Annotated in this window: 13 protein-coding genes; 12 read left to right on the top strand and 1 reads right to left on the bottom strand. The window is 37.2% G+C overall.

Annotation, left to right across the window (positions count from 1 at the left end):
- Positions 1 to 52 precede the first annotated feature (52 nt).
- From FYJ25_RS05535 to FYJ25_RS05485, 11 genes are all read left to right on the top strand, one after another.
- Positions 53 to 3,169 (top strand): FtsK/SpoIIIE family DNA translocase, encoded by a 3,117-nt coding sequence (locus FYJ25_RS05535; protein ID WP_243145688.1) that lies wholly within the window; start codon positions 53 to 55, stop codon positions 3,167 to 3,169.
- A 145-nt stretch (positions 3,170 to 3,314) separates the two neighbouring features.
- Positions 3,315 to 4,166 carry a bifunctional methylenetetrahydrofolate dehydrogenase/methenyltetrahydrofolate cyclohydrolase FolD gene (folD, locus tag FYJ25_RS05530; RefSeq protein ID WP_154580756.1) on the top strand — a complete coding sequence of 284 codons (852 nt, stop codon included), beginning with the start codon at positions 3,315 to 3,317 and terminating at the stop codon, positions 4,164 to 4,166.
- Positions 4,163 to 5,563: a 30S ribosomal protein S12 methylthiotransferase RimO gene (gene rimO, locus FYJ25_RS05525; RefSeq protein WP_154580755.1), complete on the top strand. Its 1,401-nt coding sequence runs from the start codon at positions 4,163 to 4,165 to the stop codon at positions 5,561 to 5,563. The genes folD and rimO overlap by 4 nt, the downstream gene beginning before the upstream one ends.
- Positions 5,547 to 6,113, top strand: coding sequence for a CDP-diacylglycerol--glycerol-3-phosphate 3-phosphatidyltransferase (gene pgsA / locus FYJ25_RS05520; RefSeq protein WP_096241595.1), 567 nt, complete (start codon positions 5,547 to 5,549; stop codon positions 6,111 to 6,113). The genes rimO and pgsA overlap by 17 nt, the downstream gene beginning before the upstream one ends.
- Complete coding sequence (locus FYJ25_RS05515) at positions 6,113 to 6,619, top strand: CinA family protein (protein ID WP_021907740.1); 507 nt, start codon at positions 6,113 to 6,115, stop codon at positions 6,617 to 6,619. Before pgsA ends, FYJ25_RS05515 begins: the two co-directional genes overlap by 1 nt.
- A 141-nt stretch (positions 6,620 to 6,760) precedes the next feature.
- A complete protein-coding gene (locus FYJ25_RS05510; protein ID WP_021907741.1) occupies positions 6,761 to 7,150 on the top strand; it encodes a GntR family transcriptional regulator in 390 nt (129 codons plus the stop codon).
- A gap of 14 nt (positions 7,151 to 7,164) precedes the next feature.
- Entirely contained in the window at positions 7,165 to 9,633 is a 2,469-nt protein-coding gene (locus FYJ25_RS05505; protein WP_096240237.1) for an ATP-dependent Clp protease ATP-binding subunit, read from the top strand.
- Positions 9,634 to 9,730: 97 nt separating this feature from the next.
- On the top strand, positions 9,731 to 10,144 hold the full coding sequence (locus FYJ25_RS05500) for a hypothetical protein (protein WP_021907743.1): 414 nt from the start codon (positions 9,731 to 9,733) through the stop codon (positions 10,142 to 10,144).
- Positions 10,145 to 10,392: 248 nt separating this feature from the next.
- Positions 10,393 to 11,766, top strand: a complete 1,374-nt coding sequence (gene radA, locus FYJ25_RS05495; RefSeq protein ID WP_096240235.1) for a DNA repair protein RadA — start codon at positions 10,393 to 10,395, stop codon at positions 11,764 to 11,766.
- 102 nt (positions 11,767 to 11,868) lie between these two features.
- A complete protein-coding gene (gene glyA, locus FYJ25_RS05490) occupies positions 11,869 to 13,116 on the top strand; it encodes a serine hydroxymethyltransferase (RefSeq protein ID WP_021907745.1) in 1,248 nt (415 codons plus the stop codon).
- 625 nt (positions 13,117 to 13,741) lie between these two features.
- On the top strand, positions 13,742 to 15,547 hold the full coding sequence (locus tag FYJ25_RS05485; protein ID WP_154580754.1) for an ATP-binding protein: 1,806 nt from the start codon (positions 13,742 to 13,744) through the stop codon (positions 15,545 to 15,547).
- On the opposite strand, the gene FYJ25_RS05480 is transcribed toward FYJ25_RS05485, so the two are convergent.
- The gene (locus tag FYJ25_RS05480; RefSeq protein WP_173854278.1) at positions 15,544 to 16,185 is read right to left on the bottom strand and encodes a lactate utilization protein; all 642 of its coding nucleotides are present in this window, start codon (positions 16,183 to 16,185) and stop codon (positions 15,544 to 15,546) included. The genes FYJ25_RS05485 and FYJ25_RS05480 overlap by 4 nt on opposite strands.
- 168 nt (positions 16,186 to 16,353) lie before the next feature.
- Between FYJ25_RS05480 and FYJ25_RS05475 the strand changes: the two genes are divergently transcribed.
- Positions 16,354 to 18,522 carry a type IA DNA topoisomerase gene (locus FYJ25_RS05475; RefSeq protein ID WP_154580753.1) on the top strand — a complete coding sequence of 723 codons (2,169 nt, stop codon included), beginning with the start codon at positions 16,354 to 16,356 and terminating at the stop codon, positions 18,520 to 18,522.
- Positions 18,523 to 18,623 lie beyond the last annotated feature (101 nt).

Below are 18,623 nucleotides of genomic sequence, written 5' to 3'. Positions count from 1 at the left end.
ATTTGTGATATGATGATAGAAATATCAAACTTAGAATATAAAGGTGTTATATATGGCAAATAGTAAAACAAACGAGAATAAAACAAAACGAAAAACGACAAAGAAAACAGCACCGGGCAGTAATGTGACAAGGAAAAGTACCGCAAAGGGCAGCACAACAAGAAGAAAAAAAGGAACGGCACAAAAAAACAGTGCACAAAAAAACAGTGCACAAAGAAACTATACGCAAAGAGATGAGGGTATTCCTATGAGCAATGAGATAACGCTTGTTGTTTCATTCGGATTAGTTGTTCTGATGATGTTTAGTAATTTTGGTCATTGTGGGATGATCGGAAAGTGGCTTGCAAGTTTCTTTTTTGGTATTTTTGGTTGTGCGCAGTTTGTTATGCCGGTATTCTTTTTCCTTGGCGTAACCATTTTAATTGCAAATGATTATAGTACACTGGCGATGAAAAAGTGTGGCGCAGGTTTTATCATTTTGATGGAAGTGTCTGCACTTTCTCAGTTGTTGTATAAAGGTGCTTCCATAACAGTACATGATTTATTTTCACTGGCAATCAATAATCATGTGACAGGAGGAATTATCGGTGGTGGAATCGCCCTATTGTTAAAAGAAGGCTTTGGGACGGCAGGAGCTATGGTAATTCTCTTTTGCATTTTCCTGTTATCCTGTATTTTGCTCACACAGCGTTCTTTTGTGTCTTTTTTCAAAAAGATTGTAAAAGACATGAAAACATCAAGAGAAGAATGGAAAAAAGCTGCTCAGCAAAAACAACTGGAGAGGGAAGTTGCTGCTACAGAAGATATTTTGATTAATCTTGATGAAGAAGAAACTCCAGATAGAACAAAGTCATTTTTAAAGATGAAAAATGGTAAAAAGAAAACAACGGAGAAGCGCAGAACGGAACAATGCGAGGAAAAAGTAAAGGAATTAGAAGAACGTAGATCGCAGAAAGAAAGTGCCCGGGAAAAAACAGATAAGACAGAATCAGTAAAGAACTTACAGGATTTAAAAGTAAATGTTCCATTATTTACGTCCTCTGATGAAGTGAAACGAAAAGATTGTGTAAAAGAACTTCATCCAAGAATCTATCCTTTTACAGAAGAAGATGGGAAGACAGAACCGTTTCAGGGTAAGCTGGATTTCAGTGCATTTACATTCCCTGACGAAATAAAAGAATCTGCATCCTCCTTTGAAGAAGAAACGAATCAAAAAGAAAAAGAAGAGGACGTATATGAAGCACCTCATAAAGCAAAGGGAGGATTTCATACCTCTTTGCCGGAAGAAATCAAGATAAGTGGATTAAAAACTTCTGTCAAAGAATCTGTTGAGAATATTGTATCAGAAGCAGATGCGATTTTAGAAGAAGATATTTCAGTAAATCTCCCTGATTTCTCGCAATCAACGATAGAGGCTGAAAGAATCAATGATGAGGAAAAAGATAAAGAAAAAGATAAGGAGACAACGGAATGTAAGCTTATAGATAGTGAGACAGCCAATGTAGCAGCTATGACCAATGAAGTTGTAGATATAAATAATGAAGCGGCAGATAATGAAGAAAATGCCAGTGAAATTTCAAATATTTCAGATAATGAAGTGATAGAAAGTGAAGCTAAGGATAACGAGATTATATCTAATGAAACAGTAGTTAAAGAAATTAAAGCAAAAGAAGCTGCTGTCCCTGATAGAAAAAAGGCAGAAGGAAAGGATTACATTTTTCCACCGGTTACTCTTCTTATAAAAGAACAACAGACACAATCTTCCGGATATGAACAGTATTTAAAAGAAACTGCATTGAAGCTTCAGCAGACTTTGGAAAGCTTTGGGGTTAATGTAACGATTACAGACATTAGCTGTGGCCCGTCTGTAACAAGGTATGAGATGTTTCCTGAGCAGGGAACGAAGGTAAGCAAGATTCTTTCACTTACGGATGATATTAAGCTGAACCTGGCTGCTTCAGATATTCGAATTGAAGCACCAATTCCCGGAAAAGCAGCGATAGGAATTGAAATCCCAAACAAGCACAATCAGACAGTACATTTTCGTGATCTGATAGAAAGCAGTACTTTTAAAAATTTTAAGTCCAGACTTGCATTTGCTGTAGGAAAAGATATCGGTGGAAAAACCGTTGTTACAGATCTTGCAAAGATGCCGCATTTATTGATTGCCGGAGCAACCGGTTCCGGTAAGTCGGTCTGTATTAATACTTTGATCATGAGTATTTTGTACAAGGCTTCTCCAGAAGAGGTAAAACTTATTATGGTTGATCCTAAGATGGTGGAACTTAGTATTTATAATGGTATTCCGCATCTTTTGATTCCAGTCGTGACAGATCCGAAAAAAGCATCTGGTGCGCTGAACTGGGCGGTAGCAGAGATGACGAACCGTTATAAAAAGTTTACAGAAACCGGTGTTAGAAATATTGAAGGATATAATAAAAAGGTAAAAGAACTTCAGAAATCAGGGGAGATTGATCCAGAAACAATTAAGAAAATGCCACAGATCGTTATTATTATTGATGAGCTTGCTGACCTTATGATGGTTGCGCCTGGCGAGGTGGAAGATGCGATTGTACGTTTATCACAGCTTGCAAGGGCAGCAGGAATTCATCTGGTGATTGCAACGCAAAGACCATCTGTTAATGTTATTACTGGTCTGATCAAGGCAAATGTACCGTCAAGAATCGCCTTTTCTGTTTCATCTGGTGTAGACAGCCGTACCATCATTGATATGAACGGTGCAGAGAAGCTTCTTGGAAAAGGAGACATGTTATTTTATCCGGCTGGATATTCTAAACCAGTACGTGTACAGGGGGCATTTATTTCAGATAGTGAAATTAGTGATGTAGTAGAGTTCTTAAAAGAGAACGAAGATGTTGCAGTGTATGATACAGAAGTTACTGAAAAAATCGAAAGTAAATTAAACAGTGCAGCTATTTCACAGGAAAAAGATGAATATTTTGAGGCAGCAGCCCGTTTTGTTATTGAAAAAGATAAAGCTTCTATTGGTATGATTCAGAGGATGTTTAAGGTGGGATTTAACAGGGCAGCAAGGATTGTTGATCAGCTTGCAGATGCTGGAATCGTAGGACCGGAAGAAGGAACAAAGCCACGTAAAGTTCTGATGTCTTCAGAACAATTAGAGGCATATTTTGAGGAATATTTATAAAGATATATAAAGACTTATCGGTCAGGACTTTACGAAATGGAAAAAGTGTTGTATTATAAAATATCTTATGGCTGTTTAAAGCAGGAATGCTGATGCGTTCTGAAATACACATATTAAAAATATTGAATAAGAAAGAGGAAATACCATGTCTTTAAGAATTGATGGAAAAAAGATATCTTCTGATATTAAAGAGGAATTAAAAGAACAGGTAAAGCAGTTAAAAGAGGAAGGCGTTTCTGTATGTTTAGCTGTAATTCAAGTAGGAAATGATCCGGCTTCAAGCGTATATGTGAATAATAAAAAGAAAGCATGCGCTTATATTGGAATTGAATCACAGGCATATGAACTTCCAGAAGAAACAACACAAGAAGAACTGCTTGCCTTAATTGACAGACTGAATAAGGATGATCATGTCAATGGTATTCTTGTCCAGCTGCCTGTCCCAGCTCATATGGATGAAAAAGAAATTATCCAGTCAATCTCTCCTGCAAAGGATGTTGATGGATTTCATCCACAGAGTGTAGGAGCTTTATCAACAGGAGAACCGGGCTTTGTATCTTGTACTCCTGCCGGAATTATTCAGTTATTAAAGCGTTCCGGAATTTCTATTGACGGAAAAGACTGTGTAGTTGTTGGACGAAGCAACATTGTTGGAAAACCGATGGCGATGCTCCTTTTAAGAGAAAATGGAACTGTAACGATCTGTCATTCTCATACAAAGGATTTAAAAGAAGTATGTCAGAGAGCAGATATTTTAGTAGCAGCTATTGGAAAACCAAAGTTTTTTGATGAGAGCTATGTAAAAGATGGAGCAGTTGTTATTGATGTGGGAATCCACAGAAATGCAGAAAATAAACTTTGTGGTGATGTTGATTATGATAAAGTGGCAGATAAAGTTTCTGCAATCACACCAGTTCCAGGTGGGGTAGGACCAATGACGATCGCCATGTTAATGAATAACTGTGTAGAAGCAGCATTAAGGATGAATAACCGATGAAAAATGTATTATTTGTATCATTAGGATGTGACAAAAATCTTGTAGACAGTGAAAAAATGCTTGGACTTTTGAATGAAGCGGGATATCGCGTTGCTCAGGAAGAATCGGAGGCAGATGCGATTGTAGTGAATACCTGCTGTTTTATTCATGATGCAAAGGAAGAGAGTATAGAAACAATCCTTGAGATGGCTGAATGGAAAAAGAAGGGTGACCTCAGGGCTTTAATCGTTACTGGTTGTATGGCGCAGCGTTATCAGGATGAGATTCAACAGGAGATTCCTGAAGTTGATGCGGTGATCGGAACCACTGGCTATACAGAAATTGTTTCTATTTTAGATGAAATTCTTGATAGAACAGAAAGTTTACAGGAGGTATCTTCGGAAGAAGCAGTAACACAAGAAAAATCTTTCATAAATTGCTGCCCTTCTATTGACCTGCTCCCTGATTCCCTTGCAGATAAGAGAGTAGTAACAACCGGAGGTTATACAGCATATTTAAAGATTGCAGAAGGGTGTAATAAACGCTGTACTTATTGTATTATTCCATACATTCGAGGACAGTATCGTAGTTTCCCTATGGAAGACTTATTACAGGAAGCAAAGAATCTTGCGTCAAGCGGTGTCAAAGAGCTGATTCTCATCGCACAGGAAACAACAGTATACGGCATGGACTGCTATGGAAAAAAGGCGTTGCCGGAACTGCTTACAAAGCTTTGCGAGATTGAAGGTATTGAATGGATTCGTATTTTATACTGTTATCCGGAAGAAATTACAGACGAGCTTATCGCTGTCATGAAAAAAGAAAAAAAAGTTTGTCATTATCTGGATATCCCAATTCAGCATAGTGAAGATACAATATTAAAGCGTATGGGCAGAAGAACGAATCGAGCAGAATTAATTTCTCTTGTGGAGAAGTTAAGAAAAGAAATTCCGGACATTGTTCTCCGTACTACATTAATTACCGGTTTCCCTGGTGAAACAGAGGAAGAATTTAATAATATGGTAGATTTTGTAGACAAGATGGAATTTGACCGTCTGGGTGTATTCCCTTATTCCGCAGAAGAAGGAACAAAGGCTGCCGAGATGGATGGGCAGATTCCGGAAGATATAAAAGAAAGCCGAAGAGATGAGATTATGGCATTGCAGCAGGAGATTTCTGCTGAAAAAGAAGAACGTCGAATCGGTCAGGAGATGTCCGTTTTAATAGAAGGCTACTTATATGAGGATGACATTTATATTGGAAGAACCTATATGGATGCGCCAAAGGTAGACGGAAATGTATTTGTTCGTGCAGAGGAAGAATTAATTTCCGGTGACATAGTTCCTGTTCGGATTACAGGAGCTAATGAATATGATTTGATGGGAGATGTTATTTATGCCGATGAATTTACCGAATAAGCTTACAATTGTGAGAATCATTATGATTCCATTCTTTGTATTCTTTTTATTAACAGATTTTGTAGCTGGTTCAAAGTGGATTGCAACCGTTCTTTTTTGCGCAGCAAGTCTTACAGACTTTTTAGATGGACATATTGCAAGAAAGTATAATCTTGTAACGAATTTTGGAAAGTTCATGGATCCATTAGCAGATAAAATGCTTGTTTCTTCTGCATTTATCTGTTTAGTTGCACAAAATAAGATTGCCGCATGGATCGTTATCGTAATTATTGCTAGAGAGTTTGTCATTAGTGGTTTCCGTTTAGTAGCAAGTGACAACGGTGTTGTTATTGCTGCAAGTTATTGGGGAAAGTTTAAGACAAATTTCCAGATGTTTGCTATCATTTTGCTCATGCTGAATCTTGGTGAGAATTTCCCAGCCTATGCTGGTGGTATACATATTGTTGAACAGATTCTTGTATACATTGCATTAATTCTTACGATTGTTTCTCTCGTAGATTATCTGGCAAAGAATATCGATGTACTGAAAGAGGGAGGCAATGAAAAATAATGAGTTCCAATCGGATTATGGCAGAAGAACCAATTGAAAAAAAGATTACACGTATTTTGCTTCACAAGAAGATGACAGTAACAGCTGCTGAATCTTGTACGGGTGGTCTCGTGGCAGGTACCCTTGTAAATGCCGATGGAATTTCAGAAGTTTTTAAGGAGAGCTACATTACGTATTCTAATGAAGCCAAACATAAATTGCTTGGTGTAAAAGAAGAAACACTCAAAATGTATGGTGCAGTATCAAGGCAGACGGCATTAGAAATGGCAGAAGGCGCTGCGAAAGCGGCAAATGCAGATGCCGCTATTGTTACAACGGGGATTGCCGGACCCGGAGGGGGAACAGAAGAAAAACCGGTAGGATTGGTTTATATCGGTTGTTATGTAAAGGGATGTACGATTGTAAAGCGTTGTTTTTATGGAGGAGATCGTCAGGGTGTCCGTTACAGTGCAGTAAAAGAAGCACTGGATATTCTGTATTGCCAGCTTCTTGCTGATGAGCATTAATAAAAGAAACGTATAAAGTGTGTTTACCGTAAGATAAGAATACATTTTATACGTTTTTTTCTTTATAGACTTGATTTTTTGAGCCACATGATATAGTCTATATAACACAGAAGATATCTTTAAAAGAATGGGATGATAAATATGAGAATAGAACTTGATTTTAACAGCCCTGAAGCAATCTACATACAGCTTCGCAACCAAATCGTTATGCAAATTGCACAGGAACAGTTAAGGGATGGAGATTCCCTTCCTTCTGTACGTTGTCTGGCAGGAGAACTTGGTGTGAATATGCATACGGTGAATAAGGCATATGCTATGCTTCGGCAGGAAGGCTATCTGAAGCTTGACAGAAGACGCGGAGCAGTCATTTCTGTACAGATTAGTAATAAAGCAGAAGAAATGACAAAGGTGAATGAATATATGCAGATGATCGTAGCACAGGCAATCTGTAAGGAGATTACAAAGGATGAGATGAAACAGTTAATTGAAGAAATGTATGATACATTTCTTGTAATAGAAGAGGAAGAATAGAAAGCGAGGATAGAATGAGAACAGAATATAATAACTATGCTTCCCGGGTATTAGAAAGAGCGGCACAGGATGCTGCTTCATGCCATCAAAAATATATAGGGACCGAGCATCTTGTTTTAGGACTTTTATCAGAGCCGGAATCTCTTTCCGGGCGAGTACTTTATGAGAATGGCCTTACATATGAAAACTTTTTAGAAGCAGTTCTTGGTGAGTCGGCAGCACTTGGAGATAATACTAGTCAGACATTTCTTGGATATAGTCCTAAGGCAGAGCATGTTTTATCTACCAGTGAGGAGGAGTCACTTCGCCTTCATGCAAAGCAGATAGGAACCGAACATATTTTACTGGCGTTAATTAAAGAAAGAGATTGTATTGCTCTTCGTCTGATGAAGGGAATGAATATCAATGTTAAGAAGATTTATATTGATGTATTAACAGCAACTGGAATAGATATGACAAGGGCACAGAAAGAATACCAATCTCTGACAGCTCCTAAGAAGAATAAGCGTAAGAACTCGATGATTTCTTCATACTGTGTAGATTTAACGCAGAAAGTGAAAGATGGAAGATTAGACCCTATCGTGGGAAGAAGACAGGAAATCGAGCGAATCATACAGATTTTAAGCAGACGGACAAAGAACAGCCCCTGTCTTGTTGGTGAGCCAGGCGTTGGTAAAACGGCAATTGTAGAGGGACTCGCACAGTGGATCATCCGGGGAGAAGTGCCGGAAATGCTCTGGGAAAAGAAAGTAATGACTTTAGATCTTCCGGGTATGATCGCGGGATCAAAATATCGAGGTGAATTTGAAGAGAGAATTAAAAAACTTCTTCAAGAAGTAATCTCCAGAGGAGACATCTTACTTTTTGTAGATGAGATTCATACAATGATTGGAGCGGGTGGAGCAGAAGGTGCGATTGATGCTTCCAATATTATGAAACCATTTCTTGCCAGAGGAGAGATTCAGTTAATTGGTGCAACTACTCGTGAAGAATACCGCAAATATATTGAAAAAGATGCTGCCTTTGAGCGGCGCTTTCAGCCGGTTACGGTGGAAGAACCATCTGAGGAAGAAGCAATTGCTATCTTAAATGGTTTAAAAGACAGATATGAACAGCATCATCAGGTACATTATACAGCAGGAGCAATTCAAGCAGCAGTAGAATTATCCGAGCGATATATCAGTGACCGTTTTCTTCCAGATAAAGCAATCGATGTTATGGATGAAGCTGCTTCAAAGAAGAAAGTTGGTCTCTATACAATGTCTGATGAGATGAGGATATTAGAAGAACAATTTGATAAATATGGTAAGAGAAAGGAGGAGGCACTCGCAGAGGGAAATCTGCGTAAAGCAAAGACGAATAATACAAAGCAGAAAACTATTGAAACAAAACTGGCAAAAGAACGAGAATTATGGGAAGAAAAGAAGTCCGTAAGCCGTATCACTGTTACAGAGAATGATGTGGCAGCAGTTGTTTCTTCCTGGACAAAGATTCCGGTGACGCGGATTAGCCAGAGTGAATCCCAGCGCCTTTTAGGGTTGGAAGATACTTTGAAAAAAAGAGTCATTGGGCAGGATGAGGCTGTAACAATGCTTGCAAAGGCAATTAAGCGAGGTCGTGTCGGTTTAAAGGATCCAAAGAGACCGATCGGTTCCTTTATGTTCTTAGGACCTACTGGAGTAGGTAAAACAGAATTGTCTAAGGCACTTGCAGAAGCACTCTTTGGTGATGAAAATGCAATGATTCGTGTAGATATGTCTGAGTATATGGAGAAACACAGTGTATCTAAATTAATTGGTTCTCCTCCAGGATATGTAGGATACGAAGAAGGTGGACAGCTTTCCGAACAGGTACGACGCCATCCGTACAGCGTTCTTTTGTTTGATGAGATTGAAAAAGCACATGGAGATGTATTTAATATCCTTCTGCAGGTACTTGATGATGGACAGATTACCGATTCAAACGGCAGAAAAGTAGACTTCAAAAATACAGTGATCATTATGACCTCTAATGCAGGTGCACAACGAATCATGGCACCGAAAAATCTTGGATTTATTACAGAAAGAAGTGCTAAGGAAGATCACGAGCGAATGAAGTCTCAGGTGATGGAAGAAGTAAAACAGTTATTTAAACCAGAATTTATTAATCGTGTGGATGGTATTATGGTCTTCCATACATTGGAAAAACCACAGCAAAAAGAAATTGTAAAGTTACTTTTAAAAGAACTTTCCGACAGACTTTCAAAGAATCCTGGTTTTGTATTGAATTTTTCTGATAAAGTTGCAGATTATGTTCTTGAAAAAGGCTATGATCCACAATATGGTGCAAGACCATTACGACGAGCAATTCAGAATGAATTAGAAGATTTCCTTGCAGATGAATACCTCGAAGGACATATCAAAAATAATGATAAAATCCTTCTTGATATTGAAAAAGATAAGCCAGTTATTCAGAAAGAGCGAAAGAAGAAAAAGACAGAATAAAAAAGTTTTTAATAATTATGTGTTTTTGGTAGAAAAATTACCTACTTTCTTGTATAATAATGGTAGCTTTATAGATACAAATACGGAGGATATAATAATGGCTAATGTAAAAGAACTATTAAAAGCAGAGGAGAATGGAAGCTTAAGCTTTGGAGATTACAGTCTTACACAGAAGACAAAGCTTGACGAATTTTCATTCGAAGGCGATGTATATAAAGTAAAAACATTTCAGGAAATCACTCGTTTAGAAAAGAATGGTGGTGTTGTGTACGAATCTGTACCAGGTTCTGCAGTGCATGGATATAAAGAAACAGAACGTCAGATTGCATTTGAGACAGAAGCAGCAGATGATCTTCAGATTACACTTGAAGTAGAACCAGAAAAGGAATATAAGGTATTTGTTAATGACACAAATATTGGTAAGCTGAAATCAAGTCTTGGTGGAAAGATTAGTTTTAGTATTGAACTGGATGCAGGAGAAACTGCAAAAGTTCAGGTAGTGAAGTTATAATACATATTGAAAAAGTATAAAAGTTCGAAAAAGTATAATCATAATATAAAGCATCTTCGTGTTGTGCGAAGATGCTTTATATAATAATATTGTTTTTTCGAGCTTATTTTATTTATCTCAGTCGAGAAGACTCCCACCTCTTTCAGGTGGTGAGTGATGGCTGCTCGACTTGAATTTTATCGAGAAGATATCTGATGAATAAAGACATTTAAAAATTTTTGATCTTGTAGTACAGAAAGGGATTACTTATGGCAAAAGCAAAGGCAAAGACCGTATTTTTTTGCAAGGAATGTGGTTATGAAACGCCGAAATGGATGGGACAGTGTCCCGGCTGTCATCAGTGGAATACAATGACGGAGGAGAAGATTAATCCTGTATCAAGGGGAGTTGGAAAAAGAGGAAATAATCTGCCACATCAGCAGCTTACCGGTTTATTTGAAGTTTCCATGGAAGAAGAAGACAGGTCAAGCTCTGGTATTCCGGAACTTGACAGGGTTCTTGGTGGTGGAATTGTAAAAGGTTCCCTTACATTAGTTGGAGGAGATCCCGGTATTGGAAAGTCAACATTACTATTACAAATTTGTCGTTATCAGGCGAACAGTGGAAAAAAAGTTGTTTATGTATCCGGCGAAGAATCTTTAAAACAGATTAAAATGAGGGCACAGCGTCTTGGTGGCTTTAAAGAGAATGTTTTTCTACTTTGCGAAACAGATATCAATGCAGCCGCAGAAGCTGTAAGAGAGGCAAAACCAGATATGGTTGTAGTGGACTCTGTTCAGACAATGTACAGCGAGGAGATTACTTCCGCAGCGGGCAGTGTCAGTCAGGTAAGAGAGGTTACCTCTGTATTAATGCAGCTTGCAAAAGTAGAAGGGATTGCTGTATTTTTAGTAGGTCACGTGACAAAAGAAGGCGTAGTAGCAGGACCAAAAACATTAGAGCATATGGTAGATACGGTATTGTATTTTGAGGGAGATCAGACTGCAATTTACCGAATTCTTCGAGGAGTGAAGAATCGATTTGGCTCAACAAATGAAATTGGTGTATTTGAAATGAAGGAACAGGGGCTTGTGGAAGTAGAGAATCCATCAAAAGTAATGCTTGACGGAAGACCAACGGATGCTTCCGGATCCGTTGTTGTATGTTCGATGGAAGGGACAAGACCATTACTTATTGAAATTCAGGCGTTAGTTTCCCCTACAAGTTTTAATATGCCAAGACGTACCACCGTAGGAATTGACTTTAATAGAGTGAATCTTTTATTGGCTGTTCTTGAAAAGAAGGCTGGTATGCAGCTTGGTGGCTGTGATGCCTACGTAAACCTTGCTGGAGGAATGAAGCTTGGTGAACCGGCAATCGATCTTGGAATTATCTGTGCAGTTGTATCGAGTTATCGTAATCTCCCAGTTCATGAAGGAACATTAATTTTTGGGGAAGTAGGGCTTACCGGAGAAGTACGCGGTGTCAGTCATGTTGAACAAAGACTGGCTGAAGCCGTCAAAATGGGATTTACAAGATGCATCATGCCAAAGACAAATGCAGAAGTACTCAGTAATAATATTTGTAAGAAGATACAGGTAATTGGTGTATCAAATGTACGGGAAGTCATTCAAGTGCTGTAATATTACAGTATTTAATGATTGCTTGTATTTTATCAGTATGCTATAATCTCGATATGCAAATCTATTTTAGAAAATTCAGTATAGAATACGGAGGAAGAAAATATGTTTAGTTTTGACTATGTGAAGGATTTTGATCCGGAAGTTGCAAAAGCGATGGAAGATGAACTCGGAAGACAGAGAAATAATTTGGAGTTGATCGCTTCAGAGAACTTAGTATCCGAAGCAGTTATGGCAGCAATGGGAAGTCATCTTACAAATAAATATGCAGAAGGATATCCTGGAAAACGTTATTATGGTGGATGTCAGTATGTTGATGTTGTAGAGAATCTGGCAATCGAGAGAGCAAAAGAATTGTTTGGATGTGAGTATGTTAATATCCAGCCTCATTCCGGCGCACAGGCCAACATGGCAGTATTCTTTGCAGTAATGAATCTGGGAGATACTTACATGGGAATGAACCTTGATCATGGCGGACATTTAACACATGGAAGCCCTGTAAATATGTCTGGTAAGAACTATCATTGTGTACCTTATGGTGTGAATGATGAAGGAGTGATCGATTACGATAAAGTAAGAGAAATCGCTTTAGAGTGTCATCCAAAGATGATCATTGCTGGTGCAAGCGCCTATGCAAGAAAGATTGATTTTAAGAGAATGCGTGAAATTGCAGATGAAGTTGGAGCAGTATTAATGGTAGATATGGCTCATATCGCAGGTTTAGTAGCTGCAGGTCTTCATGAGAGCCCAATCCCATACGCACACGTTACAACAACAACAACTCATAAGACACTTCGTGGGCCAAGAGGTGGTATGATTTTATCAAGCGATGAGGTAAATAAAAAATACAACTTCAATAAAGCTATCTTCCCAGGAATCCAGGGTGGTCCTTTAATGCATGTAATCGCAGCTAAAGCTGTATGCTTAAAAGAAGCATTAACACCAGAATTTAAAGAATATCAGAAACAAATCGTAAAGAATGCTTCTGTATTGGCAGATGCATTAATTGAAAGAGGATTTGATATTGTATCTGGCGGAACAGATAACCATCTGATGCTTGTAGACCTTCGTAAGATGGGCCTTACAGGAAAAGACATGGAAAAATTATTAGATTCTGTACACATTACATGTAATAAAAATACAGTACCGAATGATCCACAGTCTCCATTTGTAACAAGTGGTCTTCGTCTTGGAACCCCTGCTGTTACATCTAGAGGATTAAAAGAAGAAGATATGGTACAGATAGCAGAAGCAATCAAGCTTACTATTATTGACCGTAAACTTGAGGAAGCAGAAGCAATCGTTAAGTCTCTTACAGAGAAATACCCAATTTATGAGAGTATAAAATACTAATTTGATGGACTAAAGAAACGAAAACCAGAAATAGAATATAGAAGAAAATGTGAAGATAGTCGCGGCGCAGAAAATGCCTGTTCGGCATTTTTACTTGCTCCGACATCATATTTTCTTCTATATTCTATTTCTGGTTTTCTGTTCTTTGGCTCCAGATGGAAATTAGTATTTTAATTTTGAATGGAGAGGGGATTGCCCAGAAGTCTATGGTTTTTAATCAGAGAACGGTTTCGCCATAAGAAAATAGTAAGGGATACCGACAGAAAAAATAAAACTCCTTATATAAATGTCAGTTTCTTGGAATTTGATTTCCTGGAAAGCCATATCTTTCTGGAGAATCCCCCATTCTCGCCAACTGTAGATTTAGATAGTCAGAAAAAAGAAACAATACCATATCCCAGATGCGGCTTCGGAGTGTGTTTAAGATGCGAACGAGTATTTTAAACACAACGACTACAGAGCAGATGGGATATGGTATTGTTTCTTTTTTCGTCTATACGAAATCTATAAATTAGTATTTAAATAAATTATAAGAGAAAGTAAAAAAATATTTTATATAGAAATTTGTATTATTATATGTTATTATAAATTGTAAAAAAGTGTTTTTCAAAATGAGGTAATCGAAATGGAAGTATTTAAAATAAACTATATATACACAGTTTTTTTAATGATGCTGATCAATAATATTCTGGTATATGTGCTTAGCAGAACACCAGGGTTTGGAAAGGCCGAGAGGTGGATTTTTCGTTTACTGCTTGCTGTTTGTGTCTGTGATCTTTCAGATGCTTTTGGGATGTTGTTAAAATATATTGCCGGACCGGCGATTTTGTATGTGTTAGATGCGGTTTTTCTTATTTCAATAGCCTTTATTTCCTTTTTTCTTTTTTATTACAGTGAGAATATGTATGGTTCGGATGTGTTTAAAAATCGGTGTTCTCTGTTTTTGCTATATATACCGATTGATTTGCTGGTGATACTTTTAATTATATCTTATTGGAAAAGAGAGATATATAGCTTTTCTGTGATTTTAATACTGGCGAATGTCTATAATGTAGTTTCTATCATATTAAGTGGATGGAGACTTTGCACTGAAAAGGATTTAGAAAAAAGAAAGATTTTATGGGAATCTATTTACTATATTGTTCCATTTTTTATCGGAAGTATCCTGCAATGTTTTTTTGATAATCTACCATGGGCTAATGCGGCATTAACGATCACAATTTTACTTATGTTCATCCATAATCAGGAACGTCTTCTTAGGAAAAAGACAGAGGATGCGGAAATGGCAGTTCGGGCAAAGTCAGAGTTTTTATCAAGGATGTCTCATGATATTCGAACACCTATTAATGGAATGATGGGTATGTTAGATATTGCACAGTCACATCTTGAAGATCCGGAAAAGATTGATTTATGTTTTTCTAAAATGAGAGGAGCAGCGGATCAGCTTTTATCGATTACGAATGATATATTAGATATGTCCAAGCTTGAAACCGGTGATATTCAGCTTATAGAAGAGCCATTTGATATTGCAAGCTTAGTAGATAGTACATTGGCTGTTCAGCGAATTATTGCTTCTGAAAAGGGCGTAAAATTAGAACAGCATGTAGATAATGAGATTATTCACCCTTATGTATGCGGAAGTCCAAATTATGTGCGTTCCATTTTAGTTAATATTATAAGTAATGCAATAAAATATACAGATGCAGGGGGAATCATTACTTTTTCCGTAAAAGAAGTATCCTGTGATGAAGAAGATGTGCATTTTGAATTTATTATTTCAGATACCGGAATCGGTATGAGTAAAGAGTTTGCAGAGCATATTTTTGAACCATTTGCGCAGGAAGATGCTGAAAATCGTTCCAGCTATCGAGGGACAGGGCTTGGTATGTCCATTGTTAAAAATCTTATAAGTAAGATGAAAGGAAGTATTACTCTTCATACAGTAAAGGGAGAGGGAACGACCTTTATTATTACTCTTCCTGTGAAGTTAGATACCGTTTGTATAGAAAAAGAAGATACAGAAGAAGTTACGATCGAAGGAATGAGAATTCTTCTGGTAGAAGATAACAAGCTGAATCTTGAGGTGGCACAGTATATTTTAGAGGATGCAGGTGGAAAAGTTTCTGTTGCAAAAAATGGTTTAGAAGCGTTGGAATGCTTTAAACAGTCTTCGGAAAATTATTTTGATGCGGTATTAATGGATGTGATGATGTCGGTTATGGATGGGCTTACGGCAACGCAGGAGATTCGAAAATTAAAAAGAAAAGATGCAAAAACCGTCCCGATCATTGCGATAACGGCAAATGTATTTAATGAGGATGTGATTGCAGCCAAAAAAGCCGGAATGAATGAATATATTGCAAAACCGCTTGATTTTGATAAACTGATTCACACCCTCGCAAAAAACTTTTCAAAGAAAAAAGAATTTTAATAACCTAATTCTTCTCCAACCATAATGATATGGATTCTGTCAGGATAGCGTGACATTCTTGTAGTGACAAATAAGTCACAGATAGAAGAAGCAGACATACAGTCGCCACAAACACCAGTTTTGCTGCATGGAGTTGGAAGTCCAAGACGTACACAGTTTGGAGGACAGGCATCCTGACGGATTCGTTTATATGCATCTTCTACAGATGGTGTCAGTTTGTTCATACCAGTAATAATTACTACATGTTTTGGTCCATAGCAAAGTGCGCTGACGCGATTGCCGTTTCCATCAATATTGACAAGCTGTCCATCCATGGTGAATGCATTTGTACTCATAAGATAATAATCAGACAGAATTGCTTTTGCGTGAATCTGTCTTTTTTCTTCCTCATTTTTTGCAATACTGCGGTCAATAAAAGTATATTCTTCTGAATGGGTTTTTATGTAATTAAGCAGTCCTACTTCTTCTATTGTAGCGGAACCGCCGCTGGCAATTACAGACCCTTTTTCAATGATGGAGAGTGCCTTTGATAAAGCCTCTTCCTTTGTAGAACAATAGTAAGCATTAAAGTGTCTACGTTCCATCTGTTTTATCACATGTTCTGCCTGTATTGCCCAAGCTTTCTGTTTTGGTGTCATAGTCATTCCTCCTAATTTAATGTACTTGATCATAGGGTAAGATCATTAATAATAGTATAGCATTTTTTAAAAAAGGAGAAAAGGGGATAATTCTCTAAGGTTCACAGAATAAAAAAATTATGATATAGTAGTTTCCGTTGTATTTTTAATCCAGAAAGAGGGAATCAGATGAAAAAGTTAATAATAGCGGAGAAACCGTCTGTGGCAAAAAATATTGCAGATGCCACCGCTTCTTCCCGGAAAAATGGATATTTTGAAGGTGAATATTATGTAATTACCTGGGCATTTGGTCATCTTTTACAGCTTTATGATGCCAGAGATTATGACCCGGAAATGCGCAGTTGGAAGATTGAAAAGTTTCCATATATTCCGGAGAAGTTTTTATATAAAATAAAATCAGACGGAAAGAATAAAGAAAAACCGGACAGCGGTGTTGTTCAGCAGATGAATACAATAAAAAATCTTATGGAACGGAAAGATGTAGAGGGAATTATTTCTGCGACGGATGATGACAGGGAAGGACAGATTATTGCAGATGAAATTATCAATTACATTTCTCCACAAAAACCAGTAGAACGAATTTTATTAAATGAATGGACGGCGGAAGAGGTAAACAGAGGACTGAATAATCTAAAATCGAATGAGGAAATGAAGTCCTTGCAGGATGCAGGATTTGGCAGGCAGATTGCGGATTGGCTTATTGGAATTAATCTGACATCCGTTGCCACTTTGAAATATCGAAACAAACAAAATATCCGTCTTCTAAATGTTGGAAGAGTCTTAATGCCGACCTTGAAGATTATTTATGATAGAGATAAAGAAATTGCCGATTTTAAAGTCACAAAGTACTACAAATTAAAAGGAATCTTTCAGACAGAAGAAAAGAAAGATTTTGATAGCATTTATTATGTAAAAGGAAATGAGAAGTTTGATAATCCAGAAGAATTAAAGGAAATTCAGGAAAAAATTCATGGCAGAAATGGAGAAGTTGTCTCTAAAAAGATAACAAAGAAAAATGAATATCCTCCCTATCTTTTTAATCTATCCGGATTACAGGGATATGTGACATCAAAATATAAAGGATGGACTTCGGATAAGGTCTTAAAAACAGCACAACAGCTATATGAGAAAAAGTTTATTACTTATCCAAGAACAGCCAGTGTTGTTCTTGATGAGAGTTTAAAAGAAAAAACAGCAAAAGTATTAAATATCCATAAGAAAAATTGTCCGTATGAAGAAATGATACAGTTTAAAAGTACAAAGCGTATTTTTGACAGCAAGAAAGTAGAGAGCCATTCTGCTATTATTCCTACATATATGCAGCCAGGAAAGCTAACTGAATCAGAAAGAATTGTATATGAAGCAGTAAAAAATCGATTTTTAGCGCAGTTTATGCCAATTGCGGTAGCAGAAGACACTGTTTTGCATATTAAGATGCAGGAGACCGATATACCCGGAGAATTCGTTGCAAAAGGCAAAGTACAATTAGAACTCGGATGGAAATTAATTGAAGGAATTGATGCGAAAGAAACAATTCTGCCACCAGTTCAAAAAGGAAACATTTTACCGTTAATAAAGTCTGAAATTAATGAAGTCGAAAGAAAACCACCGAAGCCACATACGGAAAAAACATTGCTTAAAGTCATGGAAACCTGTGGAAAAAAATATGAAGAAAAAGAAGAAGAACAGATGATGATGGCAATTTTAAGTGGATTCAGTATTGGAACCCCAGCAACACGTGCGGAGACAATTAAAAAGTTGAAAGATGCCGGCTATATTAAGGCAAAAGGAAAGAGTCTGACTTGTACAGATTTAGGAAAAATGTTAGTAGAAACTTTTCCGGCAAGAGAACTTTTTGATTTAGAATACACAGGACGACTGGAAAAAACATTGTCAGATATCGAAAAAAAGAAGTTCACAAAAGACGACTTCCTTTCGATGATAAAGCAGTTCGTTATAGAATCTGTCGATAAAATAAAAAATGATACTGTCTTTGGAGGTCCTGTTATACTCGAACCTCTCCATACAGAACCAGTTGGTATTTGTCCTGAGTGTGGTGCGCCGGTAGTAGAAACGGCCAGAGCCTTTGGATGTTCTGCTTGGAAAAAAGGTTGTAAATTTGCCATTTGGAAAGATGATCGCTTTGTCACGTCTCTTGGTAAAAAAGTATCCTATGAAATGGTAAAAATTTTATTAGAACATGGAAAAGTAGGATTTCGTGGCTGTGTAAGTAAAAGAGGGAATAAATTTTCCGCTTATTTTTATTATGAAAAGGATGAAAAAACGAAAAGATATAACTGGAAATTAGAATTTATAGATACAAACCCTCCATCATAAATTTATAAAAGTAAATTTCATGTGGGATTGATTTGATTTACTGCATTTGTTATTATGTAGTTGTTTAGATTTATTTATTTTATATGGAGAGGATTAATTTA

It is taken from the genome of Anaerobutyricum soehngenii (assembly GCF_009697165.1).
GTDB lineage: Bacteria > Bacillota > Clostridia > Lachnospirales > Lachnospiraceae > Anaerobutyricum > Anaerobutyricum soehngenii.
The sequence above is the reverse complement of the archived record's forward strand: the minus strand, read 5'-3'. Positions and strand labels throughout refer to the sequence as shown.

Coding starts and splice junctions, on each gene's coding strand:
- radA (WP_096240235.1), top strand. CDS start 10,393: ATGGCAAAAGCAAAGGCAAAGACCGTATTTTTTTGCAAGGAATGTGGT.
- pgsA (WP_096241595.1), top strand. CDS start 5,547: ATGAATTTACCGAATAAGCTTACAATTGTGAGAATCATTATGATTCCA.
- FYJ25_RS05480 (WP_173854278.1), bottom strand. CDS start 16,185: ATGACACCAAAACAGAAAGCTTGGGCAATACAGGCAGAACATGTGATA.
- folD (WP_154580756.1), top strand. CDS start 3,315: ATGTCTTTAAGAATTGATGGAAAAAAGATATCTTCTGATATTAAAGAG.
- FYJ25_RS05535 (WP_243145688.1), top strand. CDS start 53: ATGGCAAATAGTAAAACAAACGAGAATAAAACAAAACGAAAAACGACA.
- FYJ25_RS05515 (WP_021907740.1), top strand. CDS start 6,113: ATGAGTTCCAATCGGATTATGGCAGAAGAACCAATTGAAAAAAAGATT.
- glyA (WP_021907745.1), top strand. CDS start 11,869: ATGTTTAGTTTTGACTATGTGAAGGATTTTGATCCGGAAGTTGCAAAA.
- FYJ25_RS05485 (WP_154580754.1), top strand. CDS start 13,742: ATGGAAGTATTTAAAATAAACTATATATACACAGTTTTTTTAATGATG.
- FYJ25_RS05500 (WP_021907743.1), top strand. CDS start 9,731: ATGGCTAATGTAAAAGAACTATTAAAAGCAGAGGAGAATGGAAGCTTA.
- FYJ25_RS05505 (WP_096240237.1), top strand. CDS start 7,165: ATGAGAACAGAATATAATAACTATGCTTCCCGGGTATTAGAAAGAGCG.
- FYJ25_RS05475 (WP_154580753.1), top strand. CDS start 16,354: ATGAAAAAGTTAATAATAGCGGAGAAACCGTCTGTGGCAAAAAATATT.
- FYJ25_RS05510 (WP_021907741.1), top strand. CDS start 6,761: ATGAGAATAGAACTTGATTTTAACAGCCCTGAAGCAATCTACATACAG.
- rimO (WP_154580755.1), top strand. CDS start 4,163: ATGAAAAATGTATTATTTGTATCATTAGGATGTGACAAAAATCTTGTA.